We start from the raw sequence: 22,200 nt of genomic DNA on the forward strand, positions 1-22,200 counted from the left end.
GGCTCGGGCGCGCGCCGCTGTCGGCTTGTGGGGGGCCCGTGCGCGCAGTGACGGACGGAGGGGCGACGCTCCCCTTGCCTCGCACCTCCGCCCGTCACAAAAACATCACAGAAGCGCAGGTCGCGCGGGACGGTCATCGGGGGAACGCCAGCATGTCGTCGCAAGGATCCATGTCTCGCCGCGCCTTGGGTCGCGGCGCACTCGGAGTCGCGAGCGTTGGCTTCGCCGCCACCGGCGCAGGCGCGCAGGATGCCTGGCCCGGCAACCGGCCCGTCAGCATCGTCGTCTCCTTCGCGCCTGGCGGGTCCACCGACATCATCGCGCGGATCCTGGCGCAGCAGCTCTCGCGTGAGCTCAACGCCAACTTCGTCGTGGAGAACCGGCCGGGCGCAAGCGGCACGATCGGCATGGCGTCCGTCGCGCGGTCGCGGCCGGATGGCCATACGCTCGTCTTCTCCGGTGGCGGCACCTATTCGATGGTCGGCCATCTCTATCCGCGGCGCGGCTATGACGAGGAGACAAGCTTCGATCCGGTCGGATCGGTGACGACCTCCTCCATCTTCCTCTGCGTCAATCCGAACATCGGCGTCCGGGACATCCAGGGCTTCATCGCCAAGGCGAAGGCGGAGCCGGGGAAGATGTCCTACGGCTCCTCCGGCGCCGGCGGGAGCGCCCATGTCGCGACGGAGCTGTTCCTCGGCGATGCCGGGATCGAGGTGGAGAGCATCACCTATCGCGGCGGCGCGCCCGCCTTGCAGGCGCTGATCTCCGGGGAGGTGCAGATGGCCTTCGTCGAGGCCGTCTCGGCGCTGCCCGCAATGCGCCAGGGCAGCATCCTCGGCATCGGCGTCAGCAGCGCGGAACGCAGCCCGCTCGCGCCGGACGTGCCTGCCATCGGCGAGGTGCTGCACGGCTATGAATGCACCACCGTGACGGCGCTGTTCGCGCCCGCCGGCACGCCAGAGCCGATCATCCGCCGGCTCTACGCGGGCATCGTCGTGGCGATGCAGGTGCCGGAGGTGGTGGCGCAGCTGCGGACCGGCGCGGTCTTCCCGCGCGTCATGTCGCCCGAGGAATTCCGCCCCTACCTCGCCGCGGAGCGGAAGAAATGGGGCGAGGTGATCCGCGCGCGCAACATCCGGGTGTAGCGCGGCGCGCTACGCAGCGAGATAGCGCGCCGCGCCTTCCGCCAGCACCCGCACGCAGAGCGCCAGGTCCTCCTCCTTCGTATCCTCGGCCCAGTGATGGCTGATGCCGTTGATCGAGGGGGTGAAGAGCATCGCCGCCGGCATCACCCGCGCGACGTATTGCGCGTCGTGCCCCGCGCCGGAGGGCATGCGCTGCCAGGCGCCGGGCGCGATCGCCTCCGCCGCATCGGCCAGCGCCTGTTGCATCGCGTCGTCGCACAGCGCGGGGGTGGAGAGGCTGACGGGCTCCAGCACGCAGGGGCATTTCTCGCGCCGGTTGCTCTCCTGCACCAGGGCGCGCAGGCGCTCCTCCATGCGGGCGATGATCGCGGTGTCCACGTCGCGCAGCTGGAAGAGCACCTCGCAGCGGCCGGGGATGATGCTGGAGGCGCCGGGATCGAGGCTGATGCGGCCCGTGGTCCAGGTGCTGCGCGGGCCGCAGACCAGCGGGAAATTCCTGTCGATCTCCGCGAGAAGGCGGATGGCCGAAAGGCCCGCGTCGCGTCGCTCCGCCATCGTCGTGCCGCCGGCATGGTCCTGCATGCCGGTGAAGATCAGCTTGTACTGCCGGATCGCGACGATGCCGGTGACGACGCCGACTTGCAGGCCCGCACCTTCGAGCTGGGTCCCCTGCTCGATATGCATCTCCAGGAAGCCCTTGTAGCGGCCCTCGGCGCAGCGCATCCGCGGGCGACCTGCGAGGCCGGCCTCCTTCAGCGCGTCCCGCAGCGTCTTGCCGTGGTAGCGGTTGGCGAGCGTGTCGATCTCCGCGTCGTCGAGCTGTCCGATGAAGCTGCGGCTGCCGATGAAGCCGCCGTAGTGGCCTTCCTCGTCGGCGAAGGCGATCACGTCCACCGGCAGCCCGGCACGCGCGAGCGCCAGGCCGGAAACGACGCCGAGCGCACCGTCCAGCCAGCCGGCGTGGTTCTGCGTCTCGATATGGCTGCCGACCAGCAGATGCGGCCCGGCGCCCTTGTGGCGGCCGATAACGTTGCCGATGCCGTCCATCTCCGGCTCCAGCCCGCACTCGCGCATGCGGTCCATCAGCCAGCGCCGGCTTTCCATGTCGTCCGGCGTGTAGGTCGGGCGGTGCACGCCGGTCTTGTAGGTGCCGATCTTCCGGAGGTCGTGGAGATCGGCGAGGAAGCGGGCAGTGTCCACGGCGATGGGCATGGTCTGTCATTCTTTGCGTTTGCGCGGTCGGTCGCGCCCCCACCCGTCCTCGCTTCGCTCGGCCACCCTCCCCCGCTGCGCGGGAGAGGGATACTGGGCGGTCGCTGCTCCCTCCCCTGCGCTAGCGGGGGAGGGTTGGGGTGGGGGCGTCGCAGTCCTCAGCCACTATCGCCCCATCGCATCACGTCGTCAGCCCGCCATCCACCACCACGGTCTGTCCGGTGACCATCGCCGCGCCGGCCAGCAGGAACACCACGACTTCGGCGATATCCTCCGGCGTGCAGCGGCGCTTGAGCAGCGCGTTGTCGATCGAGCTGGCGCGCTGCTCGTTGGTCCATTCGATCATCCAGGTGGAATCCACCGCCCCCGGCGCCACGGCATTCACCCGCACCTCCGGCGACAGGCCGCGGGCCAGGTTCTTGGTCAGGCTGATCACGCCGGCCTTGGTCGCGCCATAGGCCATGGAGGAGCCGGCATGGTTGATCCCGGCGATCGAGGCGATGGAGACGATCGCGCCATGCGCCTTCTTCAGTGCCGGCGCCGCCGCCTTGCTGCAGCGGAACACGCCGAGCAGGTTCACCTCCAGCAGCGTGTGCCAGACCTCTTCCGTCAACCGCTCGAGCTCATGCGGCGCGATGGTGGTGCGGGTGGCGGGCGTGCCGGCGTTGTTGACCAGGAAGTCGAGCCGGCCGAGCTCGGCCACCGCGCGCTCCACCATCCCCGCGCAATCGGCGGCGTCGCCGACGTTCCCGGGCGCGGAGACGATCTTCGCGCCTGTCATGGCGTGCAGCTTCGCCACCGCCTCCGGCCCGCGCGGGTCGTCGGCCAGGTGGTTGATCGCGACGGCCGCGCCGCCACGCGCCAGGATGGTCGCGGTGGCGAGCCCGATGCCGGAGGCGCCGCCGGTGACCAGCGCGGCCTTGCCCTTGAGGTCGTAGGTAATCATGCGCGGACTCCCTGGCGCGGCGGTGTTCCTGTCAACGGCGCGGAGTTGGCAAGGTCGGTCGCGCCCTCACCCTCCCACGCGCCTGCGGCGCGCGGGCCCCTCCCTCTCCCGCCATGCGGGAGAGGGTGCCTGAGCGCAGCGAGGGCGGGTGAGGGCACGACCGGCAGTGCAGGAATGGGCTACTCCTGCGCCCGCGTCGCGCCGGCCATGGTGCCGATCTCGCGCATCGCCTTCTTCAGCGCCATCAGCCGCCGGTCGCGCGCGGCCATCAGCGCCTGCGTGTCGCCCCCCCAATCGTAGTAGCCGGCGCCCGACATCACGCCGGTGCGGCCTTCTTCGATCAGCTTGTCCAGCGTGTCGCTGTTCGCGCGCGGGGGCGGCGGCTGATACGTCGCATTGCGCAGCGCGTGCTGCAGCAGCGGCAGGCCGGTGAAGTCCGCCTTGGCCATCACCGCGACCACGGGGATGCGCAGCGCGAGGCCATGCACCACGGCGGTGTCGATATCCTCCGCCGTGCAGACGCCTTCGTCCAGCAGGCGATACACCTCGGCGGCGATGGCGGACTGGATGCGGTTGGCGATGTAGCCGGGCACGAATTTCTGCATCACCAGCGGCACCTTCCCCATCGCCGAGACGACGTCGCTCGACCAGGCGATGATGGCGGGATCGGTCTTCGGCCCACCGACGATGTCCACCAGGTCCACCAGGTAGGGCGGCGTGTACCAGTGCATCACGAGCGCGCGCGCCTGGCGGCGTTCAGGCATGAGTGGGAAGGGATCGAGATAGGAAGTGTTGGAGGCGATGACCGCTTCCATCGGCGCAAGGCGATCCAGCTCGGCGAAGAGCAGACGCTTCACCTCGGGATTCTCGACGATCGCCTCGACGATGAGGTCGGCGCCCGCCACCGTCTCCGCCAGCATCGGCAGGCGGGAGACCTGGGTGTGCAGCCATTCCGCCGTGCACGTCGCCGGCGCCTCCCCGGCCTCCACGAGGGAAGCCAGCGCCGTCTCCATAAGCCCGCCGGCCTTGTCGAGCATCGTCATGGAACTGTCGGTCAGGCGCACCTCGTGCCCGCCCAGCGCGTAGACCAGCGCAAGCGCGTGGCCCATCGTCCCCGCGCCGATGACCGCGACCTTGATCGCCATGGTATTCACCCTCCCGGGATGCTGGCCTCGGGGGCCCGCGATTCGATGTCCGTGCGCACATCCAGCACGGTGGTCTCGTTGCGCGCCAGCGCCGCGCGCAGCGCGGGCGCGATGTCGGCGGGGCGTTCGACCGTGACGCCGTGCAGACCGAAGCCGCGCGCGATGGCGGCGAAATCCGCGCTCTCGCCGAAGCGCAGGATCTCCGCCGCAGCGTCGCTGTCGTTGCCGGCGACGCGGCGGACGTTGGGCCAGCCCTGACCGAAGCCGCGGTTGTTGTTCACCACGACGACGACGGCAAGGCCAAGCCGCTTCGCCGTCTCCAGCTCCGGCAGATGATAGTGGAAAGCACCGTCGCCGCAGTAGCAGACAATGGGGCGATCCGGCGCCGCGCATTTCGCGCCGAGCGCGGCGGGAAAGGCCCAGCCGAGCGAACCGGCGGCGCGCAGATAGGTCTGGGTCGTGATCTCGATAAGCGTGCCGGTCCAGATGCCGGAATAACCGGTGTCGGCGACAAGGATCGCGTCCTCCGGCAGCGAGCGCGACAATTCCGCGCAGAGCCGCGCGGGGTCGATCGGCACGGCGTCGCTGGCCAGGCGCGGGGCGATCTCCGCGCCGAATTCCGTGATCTGCCCCTGCGCGTCCTCCAGGAAGGCGCGGTCGCGCGGCGCGTCCGGCAGCGCGGCGGCGAGTGCCGCCAGCGCGGCGCGTGGATCGGCCAGCACCGCGACCTGCGCCGGGTAGCTGCGGTCGAATTCCAGCGGGTCGGCGTCGATCTGCACCACCGGCGTGCCCGCCGGCGGCACGCGCCAGCCATGCGTCACCTGGTCGCCGCTGTCGCAGCCGACCAGCAGCAGCAGCTCCGCGCCGGCAACGACGCGGTTGGCGGGCGGCGAGGAATAGCTGCCGACCACGCCGGCATGCAGCGCATGCGTCGTCGGCACCACGCCACGCGCACCGAGCGTGGTCAGGATCGGCGCGGCGAGCCTTTCGGCCACCGCCAGCAACTCCGCGCCGCAATCCGACAGCGCCGTGCCGTCGCCGGCGATGATCGCCACCCGCCGCGCGCGCGAGAGTGCCGCGGCGGCGTCCGCGATCGCGGCGGGATCGGGGTGCGGGCGGAAGCGCGGCGCGGCCAGCGCGCCAAGTTCCAGCGGCGGCGCGGCGACCTGCCCCTGCTCGATCACCTCCGCCTGCAAACCGGCGAGATCGAGATGTACCGGCCTGGCCGGCACACTGACCGCGGCGGCCCAGGCCTGGCGCAGGCGCTGCGGCAATTCATCCGCGGCGGCCACCTCGGCGGCGAATTTCGTCACCGCCTGGAACAGCGGCGCATGCGCCACTTCCTGGTAGGCGTTGCGGTGCTGGTGCGCTGCCACCTTGCGCCCGGTCATCGCGATCACCGGGGCGCGCGCCAGGAAGGCGTCCTGCAGCCCGGCGGCGAGGTTCGCGGCGCCGACCGACTGCGCCGCCACCACGCCGGGCCGGCCGCTGACGCGGGCATAGGCATCGGCCATGTAGACCGCCGCCTTCTCGGTATGCGCGAGCACCGGCTTCACGCCGAGCCGCGACAGCGCCAGCAGGGTCGGGCGCAGCACCGCATCCACGAAGAACACATGGGTCTGGCCGGAGGCGGCGAGGCTTCGCGCCAGCCACTCGGCACCGGTGATGCTCATGAGGTCGTCCCGCTCCCCGCCGCGCCATACGCTCCGCGGCCTTGGGCGCAAACCTGCCGGCTGGCCTGCGCGGAGACAAGCCGGCGCGCGCGCAAACTATCGGGCGCGGCTCAGCTGCCGCGATAGGTCGCGTAGCTCCAGGGGGAGCACAGCAGGGGCACGTGGTAATGCCCCTGCCCTGCCTCCAACTTCACCGCGATGGGCACGACATCGAGGAAGCCGACGCCGCCGAAATAGGCGCCCACGTGGAACCGCAACTCGTAGCGCCCCGCGACGAAGCTTTCGGGCGTCAGCAGCGGCGCGTCCGTGCGACCATCGGCGTTGGTCAGCGCCTCCGTCACCTTGACCGGGCCGCCGGGCGCGGCGCGGAACAGTTCGACGCGCACGCCCGCGGCCGGCCTGCCCTCGGCGGTGTCGAGGACATGAGTGCTCAAGGCTGAAGGACGACTCACGGGGCGAAACTCCGCAAGGATTCCAGCTTCTTGTCCATCCACTCGCGAATTCGGTCGAGCGATCCGCCCTGGCGGAACAGCAGGACGCAGAACACCACGAGCGTAATGACGGCTGTGAGTAGCGCGCCGACGCCCAGCGCGAGCAGCACCTGCGATGTTATGAACGCACCGAGCGCAGGCGCGACAAGGTCGCGCACATAGGGTGCGACGCCGCGCTCCACCTCATTGTAGCTGCTGTCAGGGCTGGCCGCCGCGAGCGTGGCAACCTGGATGCGGGCGAGCGATGGCTTGCCGTTGATGAAGGCATTCACCTGGCACCAAAGCTTGAGCGCGGACTCGGGCGCCATGGCGGAGGCCGCCTCCAGCCATTCAAGAAAGCGCGCCTGCGCGGTAAGATGATCGTTGGGAAGGGAGTGCGGCATGCCTTGCTCCTGTCCAGCCCTGATGTCACTGGGCCGGCGCCCCTGCCGCGATCCAGGCGAGCAGCTTCGTCCGCTCCTCCTGCGTGATCTCGGTGAGGTTGCCGGGCGGCATCGCCTCGGTCTCGATCTGCTGGCGCATGGAGGCGGCCCAGCGGCGGATCTGCTGCGGCGTTTCCAGCATCACCCCCTTCGGCGCGGCGGCGATGCCCTCGAAGGTCGGGCGCGCGGCGTGGCAGGTGGCGCAGCGCGCGGCGGCGATGGCATGGACCTCCGCGATCGGCGGCACCTCGATGCCGGCGAGCGCGGGGTTGGGCGCGGGGCGCAGCACCACCATTAGCCCGACCACCACCGCGGTTGCCGCGGCGGGCAGCAGCAGCGGGTTCCGGCCGAACTGGCGGGAGACGAAATACTGCCGCACCAGCGCGCCGGCCAGCGTGATGGCCAGCAGGATCACCCAGTTGAAGGGGTGGCTCCAGGTCATCGGGTAGTGCGGGCTGATCATCAGGAACAGCACGGGCAGCGTCAGGTAGGTGTTGTGGATGCTGCGCTGCTTGCCCCAGCGGCCGTATTTCGGGTCGGGCTCCTGCCCCGCCTGCATGGCGGCGACCATCTTCTTCTGGCCGGGAATGATCACCATGGCGACGTTGGCCACCATGATCGTGCCGGTCATCGCGCCAACCTGCAGGAAGGCGCCGCGGCCACTGAAGAGGTGGCAGGCGACGAAGGCCACCACGACCAGCAGCGCGACCATGGCGATCGATAGCTTCGTCTCGTCCTCGCCGAACTTCGATCGGCAGATCAGATCGTACACCACCCAGCCGCCGGCGAGCATCGCGGCCGAGACCAGCACCGCGACCCAGGGCGGCATATCGAGCACCGCCGGGTCCACCAGGTAGGTCGAGGCATTGCCCCAGTAGATCAGCATGAACAGCGAGAAGCCGCTGATCCAGGTCCAGTAGGCTTCCCACTTGAACCAGTGCAGCGTCTCCGGCAGCCGCTCCGGCGCCACGGCGTATTTCTGCTTGTGATAGAAACCGCCGCCATGGATGGACCATTGCTCGCCCTTGACGCGGGGATTGCCGTCGCGCGGCGGGTCGAGCTGGTTGTCGAGGCCGATGAAGTAGAAGCTGGTGCCGATCCAGGCGATGCCGGTGATCAGGTGCAGCCAGCGGATCAGCAGGTTGCCCCATTCGGCAAGGTAGGCGAGGTCCATCCGAATCCCGGTCCTTCGGCGCGTGACAGCGCCTGTGCGATGCAACAATCGCGCCGCGGCCAAGGGCGGGCAAGCCTTCCGCGCCGCGCCCGCCCCGCCTAGCTTCGCGCGGGCGACAAGCCGGGAAAGGACAATGGCATGACGGAACCGCGCGTCCTGATCGCGGGGGCCGGGCCGGCGGGGCTGACCGCGGCGCTGTTCCTCGCGCGCGCCGGCGTGCCCGTGCGCGTGCTGGAGCGCCACACCGAGCCCTTCGAGGACCCGCGCGCCGCCACCATCCATCCCCCGACCATGGAGATGTTCGCGGAGTCCGGCGTCACGGCCGACCTGCTGGCGCAGGGCATCCGCGCGCCGGTCTGGCAGTTCCGCGGCCGGGCGGAAGGCGTGGTGGCGGAGTTCGACCTCTCCATCCTGGCCGACGTCACGCCTTATCCGTTCCGCCTGCAATGCGAGCAGCACAAGCTCTGCCGCATCCTGCTGGCGCATCTGTCCCGGCATTCGCATGCCGAGATCCACTGGGGCGTCGAAGTCGAGGCCGCCGCGCAGGACGCCGATGGCGTGAGCGTGACGACGACCGGCGGCGAGACCCATCGCGCGGCGTATCTGATCGGCGCCGATGGCGGCCGCAGCAACGTTCGGAAATCGCAGGGTATCGGCTTCGAGGGCTTCACCTATCCGGAGCGATTCCTGGTGGTCACCACGCCGGAGGACATGGGCGGCAAGGGCTATGCCATCTCCTCCTATGTCTCCGATCCCGTGACCTGGTGCGCGATGTTCAAGGTGCCGGCGAAGGGCCCGCCCGGCCTCTGGCGCATCGTCTTCCCGACCGATCCGGAGGCCGAGGAAGCGGCGCTGCTGGACCGTGCCGCGGCGCGCGAGCGGGTGCGCGCGCTGATCCCGCAGCCGGGCGCCTTCGAGGTGGTTCACACCAACCTCTACACGGTGCACCAGCGCGTCGCCGCGACCTTCCGCAGGGGGCGCGCGCTTTTGGCGGGCGATGCGGCGCATGTGAACAACCCGCTCGGCGGCATGGGCATGAATTTCGGCATCCATGACGCGATCCTGGCGGCCGAGCGTATCGCCGCGGTGCTGGAGGGCGGCGCGGACGACCTGCTGGACCGCTACGACCGCCAGCGGCGGCACGTGGCCGAGGCCTTCCTGCAGGCGATGACGATCGCCAACAAGAAGACGCTGGAGGAGAAGGACCCGGCGAAGCGGGCGGCGCGGCTGGCGGAGCTGCGCGCGACCGCCGCGGACCCGGCGAAGGCGCGCGCGCATCTGCTGCGCACCAGCATGATCGAGGGGGTGCGCGCGGCGGCGGCGGTGGGGTGAAGGCAGAAGGTCGGTAAGGCCGGTCGTGCCCCCACCCCGACCAGCCTTCGGCCTCCGACGCCTTTGGCGTCGAAGCCCCCGCACAGCGGGGGAGGGAGAAACAGCCCTACTGGAAGCGGATGCCCGCGACGCGCACCACCTCGTTCCACCGTGCCACATCGGCCTTCAGCCGCGCGGCGAAGGCATCTGGCCCCTCGCCAAGCGGATCGGCGCCGATGCGGTCCATGCGCGCCCGGACCTCCGGCTGCTTCAGCGCCTCCGCGATCACGCCGGAAATCCGCGCGACCACGGGCGCCGGCATCCCCTTCGGCCCCATCAGCCCGTTCCAGGTGATCGTCTCGAAGCCGGGCAACTGCTCGGCGATGGCCGGCACGCCCGGAAGCTGCGGGCTGCGCTGCAGGCCGGAGACGCCATGCAGCCGCACCGCCGGGTTCTGCGCATGCGGCACCGCTTCCGACAGGTTGGCGAACATCATCGGCGCGTTGCCCGCCAGCACATCAGCCAGCGCCGGCGCGCCGCCGCGATAGGGCACGTGCTCGGCCTGCACGCCAAGCCGCTGCAGCAGCAAGGCCATGGACAGGTGCTGGAAGCTGCCGACGCCGCCCGAGGCATAGACGAAGCGGCCCGACCGCGCCTTCATCCAGTCCAGCAGGGAAGCGAGGTCGGTCGCCTCCACGCTGCGATGGGTCATGAGCACGAAGGGGTTGGTGCCGAGGTTCACGATCGGCGTGACATCTGCCACCGGGTCGAAGCGCGGCGGCTGCGCCATCGCCACCGGCGCCACAGCCAGCACGGCCACCGCCACCATCATCAGGGTGTAGCCGTCCGGCGCGGCGCGTACCATCTGCTCCGCGGCCAGCAGCCCGCCGGCGCCGGTGCGGTTCTCCACCACGAAGCTCGAACCCGGCATCGCGCCCTGGAGCAGGTCGGCGGAAAGCCGGGCCAGGGCGTCGGTGTTCCCGCCCGGCGCGAAGGGCACCAGGATGCGGACCGGGCGCTCCGGCCAGGCCTGCGCCAAGGCCGGGGGTGTCAGGGCCAGCGCAGCGGGCGCGGCCAGCAGGGCGCGGCGTCGGATCATTCGTTCATCTCCCGGTCGTTCGGCGCAGGGTAGCAACTCCGGACGGGCGGAACACCCGGCGTCGCGTTGGACGGACAGCGAACAGCGACGTAATCTGCCTCTTGCGTCAGCACATGGAGAACGAGATGCGCCATCGCCTCCCCGCCCTCGCCCTCGGCGGGGTCCTGCTCGTTGCGGGCGTCGGCGCGCTCGCCCAGGCCGAGGCGGACCGCCGCCTGGATGCGGCGATCGCCAGGCTGCGCGCCGCCCTGCCGCCGGAGATGCGGCTCGAGATCGGCGGGCGCCAGGTGGACCCGGTCACCGGCCGCGCCGTGCTCACCAACGTCGTGCTGACCGACGGCAAGGGCCGCGTGCAGGTGCCGGAACTGCGCATCGCCGATGTTTCGGACACGCGGGTCGGCAGCGCGGAGGCGCTGCGGATCGTCATCCAGACCCCGGATGGCGGCAGCGGCGAGGTCGCCCGCGTCATGGTCGCCGGCCTTCCCGTGCCGGTGGAAGGCAAGACGCTCAACATGGGCAACCTCCGGCTCGATGCGCTGGAACTGGACGGCGCGCGCATCGAGGACCCGACCTCCGGCGCGGTGCGCGTCGAGCGGCTGCAACTGCGGGAGTTGAGGCCGGATGGCGTCGCCGCCGCCGCGCTGCGCGGCTTCGAATTCCGCGGCGCGCCGCAGGACAACCAGTTCGCCCGCATCGGCCGTGTGGAGCTGGATGCGGTGACGCTGCCGCTCGCCAATGGCGATTTCGACCCCAACGCCTTCCGTGCCGGACGCATCGAAGTGGAGGGGGCGGAGCTGCGCGACCAGGGCCAGGCCGTGACGCTCTCGCTCGGCAAGCTCGCGCTGCGCGACTGGCAGCCGGGCCGCGCCACCGCGCTGGGCGTGGAGGGGCTGCAGGTCGCGGCGCCCGCCGCCAGCTACGGCCGGCTGGAGATGACCCTCGCGCGGCTCGAAGCCTCCGGCGTCGATGCGGTGCGAACGGTGGAGGCGGTGCTGACCGGGGTGCAGATGCCCGATCCCATCGCCGGCACGCCGCAGCGGCTGCTGGTGGAAGGGCTGGATACGGCGCTGGAAGGCCAGCAGGTCTTTTCGCTGGCACGGCTGCTGACGGAAGGCGCGCTGGAGAGCGGCATGGCGCGCGGCGGGATGGTCGCGGAAGGGCTGCGCATCACGCCGCCCCCCGGCCAGGGCGCCTGGCTGGATATGCTGGGCTATCGCGAGATCGCCGGCGGTCTGGAACTGCGCGGCAGCGTGCCCCGCAGCGGCGGCCGGATGGAGATCGAGCCCTTCCGCATCGCCTGGAACGAGGCGGCGACGCTCAACATCGCGGCGCAGCTCGACAACACGCCCGGCGCGCCGGCCGAGGGCACGGCGGTGGACCCGATGATGACGGCGGCGCAGTTCGCCGCGGCCCAGCTTGCCGGGATGACGGTGGCCCTGCGCGACCACGGGCTGCTCGGCCGCGTGCTGGCCGTGCAGGCGCGGCAGCAGCGCGTGCCGGAGGCGCAGCTGCGCGAGCAATGGGCACAGATGGTGCTGGCCATGCCGCTGCCGGGCGGCCAGCCGCCGCGCCGCGGCCCGGCACCCGCGGCGCCGGCGCAGCGCAAGGGCGCGGCCGCCCCTGCCCCGGCCGCATCCGGCGATCCGATCGCGCCGATCCGCGAGGCCGTGGCCCGCTTCATCCGCCAGCCGGGCACGCTGGAGATCTCGGTGCGCCCGCCGCGGCCGGTGGCCTTTGGCGAGCTGTCCGGCCTCGGCGGCGGCAATCCCGCGCAGACCATCGAGCGGCTCGGCCTGACCGTCACGGCGCGCTGAGCGGTTGATTCCGGCCCCGGCGGCGTGCAGTCAGGCGCCGTCAGGGGAACGACGATGGACGCGACGGACCAGGCGCGCGCCGCGGCAGCGGTGGATGAGGCGCGGCAATGGGACAGGCTGATGCGGATGGCCGCGCTCGGCGCCATCCCAGGGGATGGCGTCAATCGCGCCTGCCTGACCGACCTCGACCGCCACGCGCGGCGGCTGCTGATCGGCTGGGCGCAGGACCTCGGCCTGTCCGTCTCGGTGGACCGGTTGGCCAACCTGTTCCTGCGGCATGAGGGCACGGAGCCCGGCCTCGCTCCGGTGCTGGCCGGCAGCCACATGGACAGCCAGCCGAATGGCGGCCGCTTCGACGGCATCTGGGGCGTGCTCGCCGCGCTGGAGGCGGTGCAGGCGCTGCGGCAGGCCGGCGTCGCCACGCGCCGCCCGATCGAGGTCGTCGCCTGGACCAATGAGGAAGGCGGCCGCTTCGCACCGGGCTGCATGGGCTCGATGGCCTATGCCGGCTACGCGCCGCCCGAGACCTGGGACGCCTCCACCGATACCGAGGGCCTGACCTTCGGCGCCGAGCTGGCGAAGCACCTGGCGCTGGAAGCCGACATTCCCCGCCGCCCGCTCGGCGTGGTGGAGGGCGAGGCGCCCTTCGCCTATGTCGAGCCGCATATCGAGCAGGGACCGCGGCTGGAGGCGGAGGACCTCGAGATCGGCGTGGTCACCGGCATCCAGGGCAGCCGCTGGTTCACCGTGGAAGTGAACGGCAAGTCCGACCATGCCGGGACCGCGCCGCTGCGCCTGCGCAAGGACGCGGTCCAGGATGCGGTGCGCGCGATCACCGCGCTGAACGCGCTGATGCACGACCCCGAGGACGTGCTGCGCTTCACCGTCGCGCGCATCGAGGTGAGCCCCAACAGCTCCAACTCGGTGGCCGAGCGGGTGCGCTTCAGCATCGACTTCCGCCACCCGGACCGGACCGTGCTGGCCGAGCGCGGCGACGCGATCGAACGCGTTGTCCAGGGTGCGATGACGACCTGCACCGCCGTGGTGACGGAGCGCTTCAACGCCGCGCCCATCACCTTCGACCGGATGGTGCGCGATTCCATCGAGAAGGCGGCGCGGGCCGAGGGGCTCGGCACGCTGCGCCTGCCTTCGGGCGCCTTCCACGATGCGCAGTTCCTCTCCCGCATCTGCCCTTCGGGGATGATCTTCGTGCCCTCCCGCAACGGCGTCTCCCACCATCCGAGCGAATACACCGGGCCGGCGCACCTGGCCGCCGGCGCGCGGGTGCTGGCGGCGGTGCTGGCCGACCTCGCCAACCGCTGAAGCCCGGCCGAAGCTTGCAGTCCGCCTCCGGGAGGGGCAGAACCCCGCCCCTCCCCCGGACGCAGCCGCAATGAACGACCGCATCTCCCTCCCCAAGGACCGCATCCGCATCCTGCTGCTGGAAGGCATCGCCGACAGCGCCGTGGAACTGTTCGGCGACGCCGACTACGCGACGATCCAGCGCGAGAAGCGGGCGCTGGAAGGCAAGGCGCTCATCGAGGCGGTGCGCGGCGTGCACATCCTCGGCATCCGCTCCCGCACTGAGATCACCGAGGCGGTGCTGGAGGCCGCCGACCGGCTGATCGCCATCGGCTGCTTCTGCATCGGCACCAACCAGGTCGACCTGCGCGCCGCGGCGCGGCGGGGCGTGGCGGTGTTCAACGCGCCCTTCTCCAACACGCGCAGCGTGGCGGAGCTGACGCTGGCCGAGGCGGTGATGCTGCTGCGCGGCATCGTGGACAAGTCGAACGCCGCGCATCAGGGCGGCTGGGACAAGTCGGCGGCGAATTCCTGGGAGATGCGCGGCAAGACGCTCGGCATCGTCGGCTACGGCAACATCGGCAGCCAGCTTTCCGTGCTGGCGGAGGCCTTCGGCATGCGGGTGATCTACTACGACCACACCGCCAAGCTGCCGCACGGCAATGCCGGCCCGATGGCGACCCTGCACGAGCTGCTGCGCGAGGCCGACGTGGTGACGCTGCACGTGCCGGAGACGCCGGAGACGAAGGGCATGATCGGCGCCGCCGAGCTCGCGCAGATGAAGCCCTCTTCCGTGCTGATCAACAACGCCCGCGGCACGGTGCTGGACGTGGATGCGCTCGCCGCCGCGCTGCGCGAGCGGCGCATCCTGGGCGCCGCGATCGATGTGTTCCCCGAGGAGCCGAAGCGCAACGGGGACCCCTTCGTCTCGCCGCTGCAGGGCCTGCCGAACACGATCCTGACACCCCATATCGGCGGCAGCACGGCGGAGGCGCAGGACCGCATCGGCGCGGAGGTCGCGCGCAAGCTGGTGGAGTACAGCGACACCGGCGCGACGATGGGCTCGGTGAACCTGCCGAACGTGCAGCTTCCCGCGCGGCCGACCGGCGCGCGCTGGACGCATCTGCATCGCGACGCGCCGGGCATCCTGTCCCGCATCAACGAGAGCTTCGGCCGCCGCAACCTCAACATCGCCGCGCAGTACTACCAGACGGATTCCGAGCTGGGCTACGTGGTGGTGGAGAGCGTCGAGGCGCGCGCCGATGCGGATGCAATCCTGGCGGAACTCCGCGCCCTGCCCGGCACGGTGCGTGCGCGGCTGATCTACGAGCGGGGCTGATCCGGCGCCGCGCCCCGCGGCACGGCTCCAACGCCGCCAACCGCCCCCCACAATGTTAGTTTGTCATAATATTAGATCGTCCTGATACTTTCTTGCCCGGTGCGTCTCCAGGCGCCGGCGAGGAGGACGAGCCACGATGACGTGCACAGCGAAGGCGATACCGGCCGCCCTGGCCATCGCAGCGATGTTCGCGAGCGCAGCACCGGCACAGACGCCGCCGCCGGGGCGGGAGGCGTACGTGCTGTATTGCGGCCAGTGCCATGGCGCTTCCGGCAAGGGCGACGGGCCGCTGCGCCAGGTGCTGACGACGGCACCGAGCGACCTGACCACCCTGCAAAGGCGCAACAGCAACGAGTTCCCCTTCTACCGGGTATTCCTGATGGTCGATGGCCGCTCCCTGGTGCCGGCGCACGGCACGCGGGAGATGCCTGTCTGGGGTGGGTTGTTCGCGCTTGAGGCCGAACGCTTCGGTCCGTTCGGCGGCGAGACGTATGTTCGCGGCAGGGTCGTGGAAATCGTGCGCTACATCGAGACCCTGCAGCAATAGGCGCGATCGCGCGACGCAGGCACACGCCTCCGCATCAACCGGCGAGTCCGACATCGCGACCCGCACTTCGCGGCCAGCGGATCTGGGACGCCGGCAGGGTCAGCGTGCAGGCTAGTCCCTCGGGCGGCCAGTCGAACCGGACGCGGCCGCCGAGCTGGCGCTCCACCGTGTTGCGGATGACGGAGCTGCCGAAGCCGCGTCGCTCCGGCGGGCCGTCCAGCCTCGGCCCGCCTGCCTCGGTCCAGCGCAGCAGCAGGCCGCCATCGTCAGCAGCCTCCCAGGCAATCATCACCTGGCCTACGGGGGTGGCGAGCGCGCCGTATTTCGCCGCATTGGTCGCGAGTTCATGCAGCGCCATCGCCAGCGGCTGCGCCGCGCCGGGGGCGAGCGCGGCGGCGGGGCCGGCGATCGCGACGCGTTCCACGCCTTCCTGCGTTGCGCTGCGATGCGGCGCGACCTCGGCCTCCACCAGCTCGCGCAGCTCGGCGCTGCCCCAGCCCTCGCGCGCCAGCAGCGTGTGCGCGCGCGCCATGGAGGCGATCCGGCCGGTGACGGCGGCGCGGAACTGCTCGGGATCGCTGTGCCGGGTCAGGCCGACGATCGCCTGCACCACGGCCAGCGCGTTCTTCGCGCGGTGGTCCACCTCGCGCGCCAGCAGCAGCAGGCGCTCCTCGGCGCGGCGGCGTTCCGTCACGTCGTAGTTCACGCCGCGGATCACCGCTGGCCGTCCCGTCTCGTCGCGCACCACCTCGCCGCGGGTGGAGAGCCAGCGGACCTCGCCGGTGTCGGCGCGCCGGATGCGGAACTCGAAGGAGAAATGCGCCTGGGCCGGGTCGGAGCGCATGGCATCGCGCCGCGCATGGTGGATCGCCCGGTCGTCGGGATGCAGCAGCGCGAGGTGCTCGGTTTCGTGCATCCACGGGCTGCGATCCCCGGGATCGATCCCGTAGAGGCGGAACATCGTCGCCGACCAATGCGCATAGGGGCTCGGCAGCATGCGTTCGAAGATGCCGATCTCGGCCGCCTCCTGCGCCAGGCGGAAGCGCGCCTCGCTTTCGGCCAGCGCGGCCTCCGCCTCGCGGCGCTTGGTGACGTCGCTGCCGGACGGGATCAGGTGCGTGACGCGCCCCTCCGCGTCGCGCAGCGGGGCGATCTGGAAATCGAGCGTCCAGCGCAGGTCGCCCGCCATCCGCGCCTCGACATCGTAGCGCACGGCCTCGCCGGCCGCGGCCCGGCGGCACAGCTCGCGCAGCCGCGCCTGCACGGCGGCATCGTAGGACCACCAGGGGCAGTCCCAGAAGGGCTTGCCGCGCACATCCGCAAGCGTGAGGCCCGCCGCCTCCAGCGGCGCGCGGTTGACTTCCAGCAGCGTGCCGGAGGGCGACAGCACCGCGACGAAGACGAAGAGGTTGTCCAGCACGCGGCGCAGATGCGCCTCGCTCTCGCGCAGCGCCGCCTGCGCTGCGCGCTGCTCGGTGACATCGGTATGGGTGCCGAACCACAGCGCGATCCGACCTTCCCCGTCGAGCACCGGCATCGCGCGGGAGAGGAACCAGCGATAGCCGCCATCCTTGCCGCGCAGGGGAAAGGTGTCCTCCCACGGATGCCCGCCTTCCCAGGCGCGCGCCAGCCGCGCGGTGACGTGCTCGACATGCTCGGGATGGTGCACGCGGCGCCAACCCTGCCCTTCCACCTCGGCGAGGGTGGTGCCGGTGTAGTCGAACCAGCGCCGGTTGAACCAGAAGATCCAGCCATCCGGCCGCGCCATCCAGGCGAGCTGGGGAATGTTGTCGGCCATGGCGCGGAAGCGCGCCTCGCTCTCCGCGATGCGGGAGGCGGCCTCGCGTTCCTGCGTGACGTCGCGGAAGAAGATGACGATCCCGCCATCCTCGCGCGCATGGCTCTCGGCGCGGAAGCGGCGGCCGAGCGCGGGCCAGGCGGCCTCCACCACGGCAGGCAGGCGCTGTTCCATGGTGCGGCGATAGGCGCCGGCGAAGGCAGTGCCGGCCGCTTCCGGAAAGGCGTCCCAGAAGACCAGGCCGCGGAGTTCGCGCCCTGCGGCCAGCGCCGCGGCGGCGCGGCGATTGACGAAGCTGATGCGCCAGCTTGCATCGACCGCGATCACGCCATCCCCCGTCGCCTCAAGCACGGCGGCAAGCTGGCGCTCGCCGGCCTCGGCCGCCAGCCGGATGCGGCCGCCGCGGGCCAGTGCGGTGGCGACCGCGCCGGCGAGCGCCACCACCACCGCCGCAGCCAGGCCGAAGAGCAGCGCGTTGCGCAGCAGCCGGCCATGGAACGGCGCGAGGGCGGCACTGCGCGGCATGCCCGCCGCGGCCATCAGCGGCCCGGAGAGCCGCCAGGCAACGAGGTATTCCGCGCCGCCGGGGCCAGTCCAGCCGAAGCGCCCTTCGCGCATCTGCCCGGAGGCGGCGATGCGCAGCACCTCCGCCGGCGGCATCAAGGCCACATCGAGCGGCAGGCCCTGCGCATCGGCCGTGCGGGGCAGGGGCGAGACCATCAGCGGCGCGCCATCGGGCATGCGGAACAGGGCCACACGGCCGCCGGCGCCGAGGCCAAGGCCGCGCTGGAAGCGCAGGAACTCGTCGGCCCGGAGCGCGGCGAGCACCAGGCCGACCATGTAGCCCTCGGTGTCGCGCACCGGGCGGAGGAAGGCAAAGGACCAGGACGGCGTCATGCGATCCAGCCGCAAGGGTGCCAGTGCGCTGTCCGCCCGGTCCGGCAGCGCCGGATCCTCACGCGGGAAGACGCGGATCGGCGGCGGCTCGGGATCCTGGCTGCTGGACGCGACGACACCATCCGGCCCGAGCACCTGCAGCGCGCCGATCTGCGGGAGGTCCCGCAGCATGGCCGCGAGTTCGGGCTGGCCGCTGCCGCGGAAGGCGCGCGGCCCCTCGCGCCGGATGGTCGCACCGACGCGGTCGGTGACCATCCGGGCCGCACCGATGCTGCGCCCGGCATGCTCGGCGGCGCCCAGCGCCGCGCGATCCACCGCCGCCCAGCCATCCTCCAGCGTGGCCTCGTAGTCGTGCCAGGTGATCGAGACGAAGGCCGAGCCGAGCAGAAGGAGGACGGCGGCGAGGAGGACGGCAAGGCGGCCGCCGGCAGGGCCCAGCTCGGCGGACCGGCCGGCCGGCGACACCGGCTTCGCGGTGAGATCGGCAGGGGCTCGGCGCTCGGCCGCGGTCCCGGTATCCGGCATGGCTCCGTTCCGACGCGGCGGGGTCGGGCGGCGGCCCCGCGGCCGCTGCCGTCAACCCGTCCCTCACGTCATGCACGCGCCGCGCGTGGGACGCAATTGGATACGATCGTGAGTACAAGAAAAGGGCGCCGGCCAATGCCGGCGCCCCGCTCCTAGCCTGCGCGGTTCAGCCCGCGTTGGCGACGGCGCGCTTCGCCATCACGCTGACGAGATGGGCGCGGTATTCGGCGCTGCCATGGATGTCGCCATTCATCATGCCCGCGTCCATCTTCACACCGGCGACCGCATCGGGCGACCAGTTGGCGCCGAGGGCCTTCTCCATCTCGGAGGCGCGGAAGGCGCCGTTCGCGCCGGCCCCGTTGACGCCGACGCGCACGCCCGCCGGCCCCTTGGCGACGAAGACACCGGCCATCGAATAGCGGCTGGCCGGATTCTTCATCTTCGCGTAGCCCGCCTTCTCCGGAACCGGGATGTGGATGGCGGTCACGATCTCACCGGCTTCCAGCGCGGTGGCGAACATGCCCTGGAAGAAGTCGTCGGCGCTGATCTTGCGCTTGCTGGTCTGGATCGTCGCGCCCAGCGCGAGCAGCGCCGCGGGATAGTCGGCCGAGGGATCGTTGTTCGCGACGGAGCCGCCCATGGTGCCGCGGTTGCGCACCTGGGTGTCGCCGATGGTGCTGGCCATCCAGGCAAGCGCGGGAATGGCGGCCTTGATGTCCGCGCTGGTCGCGACCTCGTAGTGCTTCGTCAGCGCGCCGATGACGATGGTGTTCCCGTCCCGCTTCACGCCGCGCAATTCGCTGATGCCGGAGAGGTCCACCACAGCGGTCGGCTTGTTCAGCCGCAGCTTCAGCGCCGGCAGCAGGGTCATGCCGCCGGAGATCGCGCGCGCATCGGGATCCGCCGCAAGGATCTTGGCGGCATCGGCCAGGGAGGACGGCTTGTGGTAGGCGAAATCATACATGGGCTCGGTCCCCTCTAGGCCGCCTTGCGGCCGCCATTGATGATGTTCCAGATCTTCGCCGGCGTCGCCGGCATCTCGATGTGCTTCACGCCATACTCCTTCAGCGCGTCCACCACCGCGTTGATCACCGCGGGCGGCGAGCCGATGGCGCCGACCTCGCCGCAACCCTTCACGCCGAGCGGATTGTGCGTGCAGAGCGTGGTGTGCGTGGCCACCGACACGGGTGCGAGATCGTCCGCGCGCGGCATGGTATAGTCCATCATGGAGCCGCTGATGAGCTGGCCGTCCGCGTCGTAGACCGCGCTCTCCAGCAGCGCCTGGCCGATGCCCTGTGCGACGCCGCCCTGCACCTGGCCCTCGACGATCATCGGGTTGATCACCCGGCCGACATCGTCCACGGCGGTGAAGTTCACCATCGAGACCTTGCCCGTCTCGGTGTCGATCTCGACCTCGGCGATGTGGCAGCCGCCGGGATAGGTGAAGTTCTTCGGGTCGTAGAAGGCTGTCTCCTCGAGACCGGGCTCGATCTCCTCGATCGGGTAGTTGTGCGGGACATAGGCGGCGAGGCTGATGTCGGTCAGCGTCTTCGTCTTGTCCGTGCCGGCGACGCGGAAGGTGCCGCGGTCGAACTCCACATCCTCGACGCTGGCTTCCATGAGGTGGGCGGCGATGCGCTTGCCTTTGGCGATGATCTTGTCCATCGCCTTGAACATCGCGGACCCGCCGACGGCCAGGCTTCGGCTGCCATAGGTGCCCATGCCGAAGGGCACTTTCGCCGTATCGCCATGCACGATGTCCACATTGGCGATGGGCACGCCGAGCCGGTCGGCGACGAGCTGCGCGAGCGTCGTCTCATGCCCCTGGCCGTGGCTGTGCGTGCCGGTGAGCACCGTCACGCTGCCCGTCGGATGCACGCGGATCGTGCCGACCTCATAGAGGCCCGCCCGCGCGCCGAGGCTGCCCACCACCGCCGACGGCGCGATGCCGCAGGCTTCGAGATAGGTGGAGATGCCGATGCCGCGCAGCTTCCCCTTGGCCTTCGCCGCGGCGCGCCGCGCTTCGAAGCCCTTCCAGTCCGCGGCTTCCAGTGCGGCGTCGAGCGTCGCGAAGTAGTTGCCGCTGTCGTACTGCAGCGCGACCGGCGTCTGGTAGGGGAAGGCGTCCACCGGGATGAAGTTCTTGCGGCGGAACTCGACGCGATCCATGCCGATCTCGGCCGCGGCGACATCCATCAGGCGCTCGAGCAGGTAGGTCGCCTCCGGCCGGCCGGCGCCGCGATAGGCGTCGACCGGCACGGTGTTGGTGAACACCGCCTTCACCTCGGCATAGATCACCGGCGTGGTGTACACGCCGGCGAGCAGCGTGGCGTAGAGATAGGTCGGCACGCAGGGCGCGAAGGTGGAGAGATAGGCACCCATGTTGGCGTAGGTGTGGACCTTGAGGCCGAGAATCTTCCCGTCCTTGTCCACCGCAAGCTCGGCCTTCGACACGTGGTCGCGGCCATGCGCGTCGGACATGAAGGATTCGGTGCGGTCCGCGGTCCACTTCACCGGGCGCTTCACCCGGCCGGCCGCCCAGGTGACGATCGCTTCCTCGGCATAGTGGTAAATCTTGCTGCCGAAGCCGCCGCCGACATCGGGCGCCACCACGCGCAGCTTCGATTCGGGGATGTTGAGCACGAAGGCCCCCATCAGCAGCCGGATCACATGCGGGTTCTGGCTGGTGGTGTAGAGCGTGTAGTCGCCCGATTGCGGGTCGAAGTCGCCGACGGCCGCGCGCGGCTCCATCGCGTTCGGCACCAGGCGGTTGTTCGTGGTCTCGAAGGTGACGACCTTGTGCGCCTTGGCGAAGGCGGCATCGAGCACGGCCTTGTCGCCGATATGCCAGTCGTAGCAGAGATTGCCCGGCGCGGCCTCGTGCATCTGCGCGGCGCCGGGGGCGAGCGCCGCCTGCATCGTCGCGACGGCTGGCAGCGGCGTGTAGTCCACCGCGATCGCCTCGGCCGCGTCACGCGCCTGCTGGCGCGTCTCCGCGATCACCACGGCGACAGGATCGCCGACATGGCGCACCTTGCCCTCGGCGAGGACGGGATGCTTCGGCTCGGCCATCGGCGAGCCGTCCTTGTTGTGGATCTGCCAGCCGCAGGGCAGCCCGCCGATGGCGGCGAGGTCGGCGCCGGTGAAGATCGCGACGACGCCGGGCATGGCCTGCGCCGCCGCGGTCTCGATCGCGTTGATCGCGGCATGGGCGTGCGGGCTGCGCAGGATGTAGGCATGCGCCTGGCCCGGGCGGTTGATGTCGTCCGTGTAGTGCCCGCGGCCCGAGAGGAAGCGCAGGTCTTCCTTGCGGCGCACGGAAGCGCCGATGCCCTCGAAGGGCGCCACGACGTTCAT

17 protein-coding genes are annotated in these 22,200 nt (G+C 71.0%); 6 read left to right on the top strand and 11 right to left on the bottom strand.

Annotated elements, in window-relative coordinates; translation table 11 throughout:
* The first annotated feature begins 170 nt into the window (after positions 1-170).
* On the top strand, positions 171-1,148 hold the full coding sequence (locus E4T13_RS08135; protein ID WP_137177794.1) for a tripartite tricarboxylate transporter substrate binding protein: 978 nt from the start codon (positions 171-173) through the stop codon (positions 1,146-1,148).
* 9 nt (positions 1,149-1,157) lie between these two features.
* On the opposite strand, the gene E4T13_RS08140 is transcribed toward E4T13_RS08135, so the two are convergent.
* From E4T13_RS08140 to E4T13_RS08170, 7 genes are all read right to left on the bottom strand, one after another.
* Complete coding sequence (locus E4T13_RS08140; RefSeq protein WP_137177795.1) at positions 1,158-2,360, bottom strand: Zn-dependent hydrolase; 1,203 nt, start codon at positions 2,358-2,360, stop codon at positions 1,158-1,160.
* 181 nt (positions 2,361-2,541) lie between these two features.
* Complete coding sequence (locus E4T13_RS08145; protein ID WP_137177796.1) at positions 2,542-3,306, bottom strand: SDR family NAD(P)-dependent oxidoreductase; 765 nt, start codon at positions 3,304-3,306, stop codon at positions 2,542-2,544.
* Positions 3,307-3,485: 179 nt separating this feature from the next.
* A complete protein-coding gene (locus tag E4T13_RS08150; protein WP_137177797.1) occupies positions 3,486-4,451 on the bottom strand; it encodes a 3-hydroxyacyl-CoA dehydrogenase family protein in 966 nt (321 codons plus the stop codon).
* A 5-nt stretch (positions 4,452-4,456) separates the two neighbouring features.
* Entirely contained in the window at positions 4,457-6,124 is a 1,668-nt protein-coding gene (locus E4T13_RS08155; protein ID WP_137177798.1) for a thiamine pyrophosphate-binding protein, read from the bottom strand.
* 110 nt (positions 6,125-6,234) lie between these two features.
* Positions 6,235-6,558: a hydroxyisourate hydrolase gene (uraH, locus tag E4T13_RS08160; protein ID WP_240791040.1), complete on the bottom strand. Its 324-nt coding sequence runs from the start codon at positions 6,556-6,558 to the stop codon at positions 6,235-6,237.
* 14 nt (positions 6,559-6,572) lie between these two features.
* Positions 6,573-6,998: a hypothetical protein gene (locus tag E4T13_RS08165; protein WP_137177800.1), complete on the bottom strand. Its 426-nt coding sequence runs from the start codon at positions 6,996-6,998 to the stop codon at positions 6,573-6,575.
* A gap of 25 nt (positions 6,999-7,023) precedes the next feature.
* Entirely contained in the window at positions 7,024-8,211 is a 1,188-nt protein-coding gene (locus E4T13_RS08170; protein WP_137177801.1) for a urate hydroxylase PuuD, read from the bottom strand.
* Between the two features lie 138 nt (positions 8,212-8,349).
* Between E4T13_RS08170 and E4T13_RS08175 the strand changes: the two genes are divergently transcribed.
* Entirely contained in the window at positions 8,350-9,543 is a 1,194-nt protein-coding gene (locus E4T13_RS08175) for an NAD(P)/FAD-dependent oxidoreductase (RefSeq protein WP_137177802.1), read from the top strand.
* Between the two features lie 106 nt (positions 9,544-9,649).
* Here the strand turns inward: E4T13_RS08175 and E4T13_RS08180 are convergent, their stop codons facing one another.
* Positions 9,650-10,621 carry a tripartite tricarboxylate transporter substrate binding protein gene (locus tag E4T13_RS08180; protein ID WP_137177803.1) on the bottom strand — a complete coding sequence of 324 codons (972 nt, stop codon included), beginning with the start codon at positions 10,619-10,621 and terminating at the stop codon, positions 9,650-9,652.
* A gap of 125 nt (positions 10,622-10,746) precedes the next feature.
* On the opposite strand from E4T13_RS08180, the gene E4T13_RS08185 reads away from it, so the two are divergent.
* The 4 genes from E4T13_RS08185 (at position 10,747) to E4T13_RS08200 (ending at position 15,623) form a co-directional block, all read left to right on the top strand.
* A complete protein-coding gene (locus E4T13_RS08185) occupies positions 10,747-12,435 on the top strand; it encodes a hypothetical protein (protein WP_137177804.1) in 1,689 nt (562 codons plus the stop codon).
* A gap of 54 nt (positions 12,436-12,489) precedes the next feature.
* Positions 12,490-13,758 carry a M20 family metallo-hydrolase gene (locus E4T13_RS08190; RefSeq protein ID WP_137177805.1) on the top strand — a complete coding sequence of 423 codons (1,269 nt, stop codon included), beginning with the start codon at positions 12,490-12,492 and terminating at the stop codon, positions 13,756-13,758.
* A gap of 70 nt (positions 13,759-13,828) precedes the next feature.
* The gene (serA, locus tag E4T13_RS08195) at positions 13,829-15,076 is read left to right on the top strand and encodes a phosphoglycerate dehydrogenase (RefSeq protein ID WP_137177806.1); all 1,248 of its coding nucleotides are present in this window, start codon (positions 13,829-13,831) and stop codon (positions 15,074-15,076) included.
* 136 nt (positions 15,077-15,212) lie between these two features.
* The gene (locus E4T13_RS08200) at positions 15,213-15,623 is read left to right on the top strand and encodes a cytochrome c (protein WP_137177807.1); all 411 of its coding nucleotides are present in this window, start codon (positions 15,213-15,215) and stop codon (positions 15,621-15,623) included.
* A gap of 34 nt (positions 15,624-15,657) precedes the next feature.
* Here the strand turns inward: E4T13_RS08200 and E4T13_RS08205 are convergent, their stop codons facing one another.
* The 3 genes from E4T13_RS08205 to E4T13_RS08215 all read right to left on the bottom strand — a co-directional run bounded on the left by E4T13_RS08205 (position 15,658) and on the right by E4T13_RS08215 (position 22,200).
* Positions 15,658-18,843, bottom strand: coding sequence for a PAS domain S-box protein (locus tag E4T13_RS08205; RefSeq protein ID WP_137177808.1), 3,186 nt, complete (start codon positions 18,841-18,843; stop codon positions 15,658-15,660).
* A gap of 166 nt (positions 18,844-19,009) precedes the next feature.
* On the bottom strand, positions 19,010-19,807 hold the full coding sequence (locus tag E4T13_RS08210; protein WP_137177809.1) for a xanthine dehydrogenase family protein subunit M: 798 nt from the start codon (positions 19,805-19,807) through the stop codon (positions 19,010-19,012).
* 14 nt (positions 19,808-19,821) lie between these two features.
* Positions 19,822-22,200, bottom strand: a complete 2,379-nt coding sequence (locus tag E4T13_RS08215; RefSeq protein ID WP_137177810.1) for a xanthine dehydrogenase family protein molybdopterin-binding subunit — start codon at positions 22,198-22,200, stop codon at positions 19,822-19,824.

It is taken from the genome of Roseomonas sp. AR75 (assembly GCF_005222815.1).
Classification (GTDB): domain Bacteria; phylum Pseudomonadota; class Alphaproteobacteria; order Acetobacterales; family Acetobacteraceae; genus Falsiroseomonas.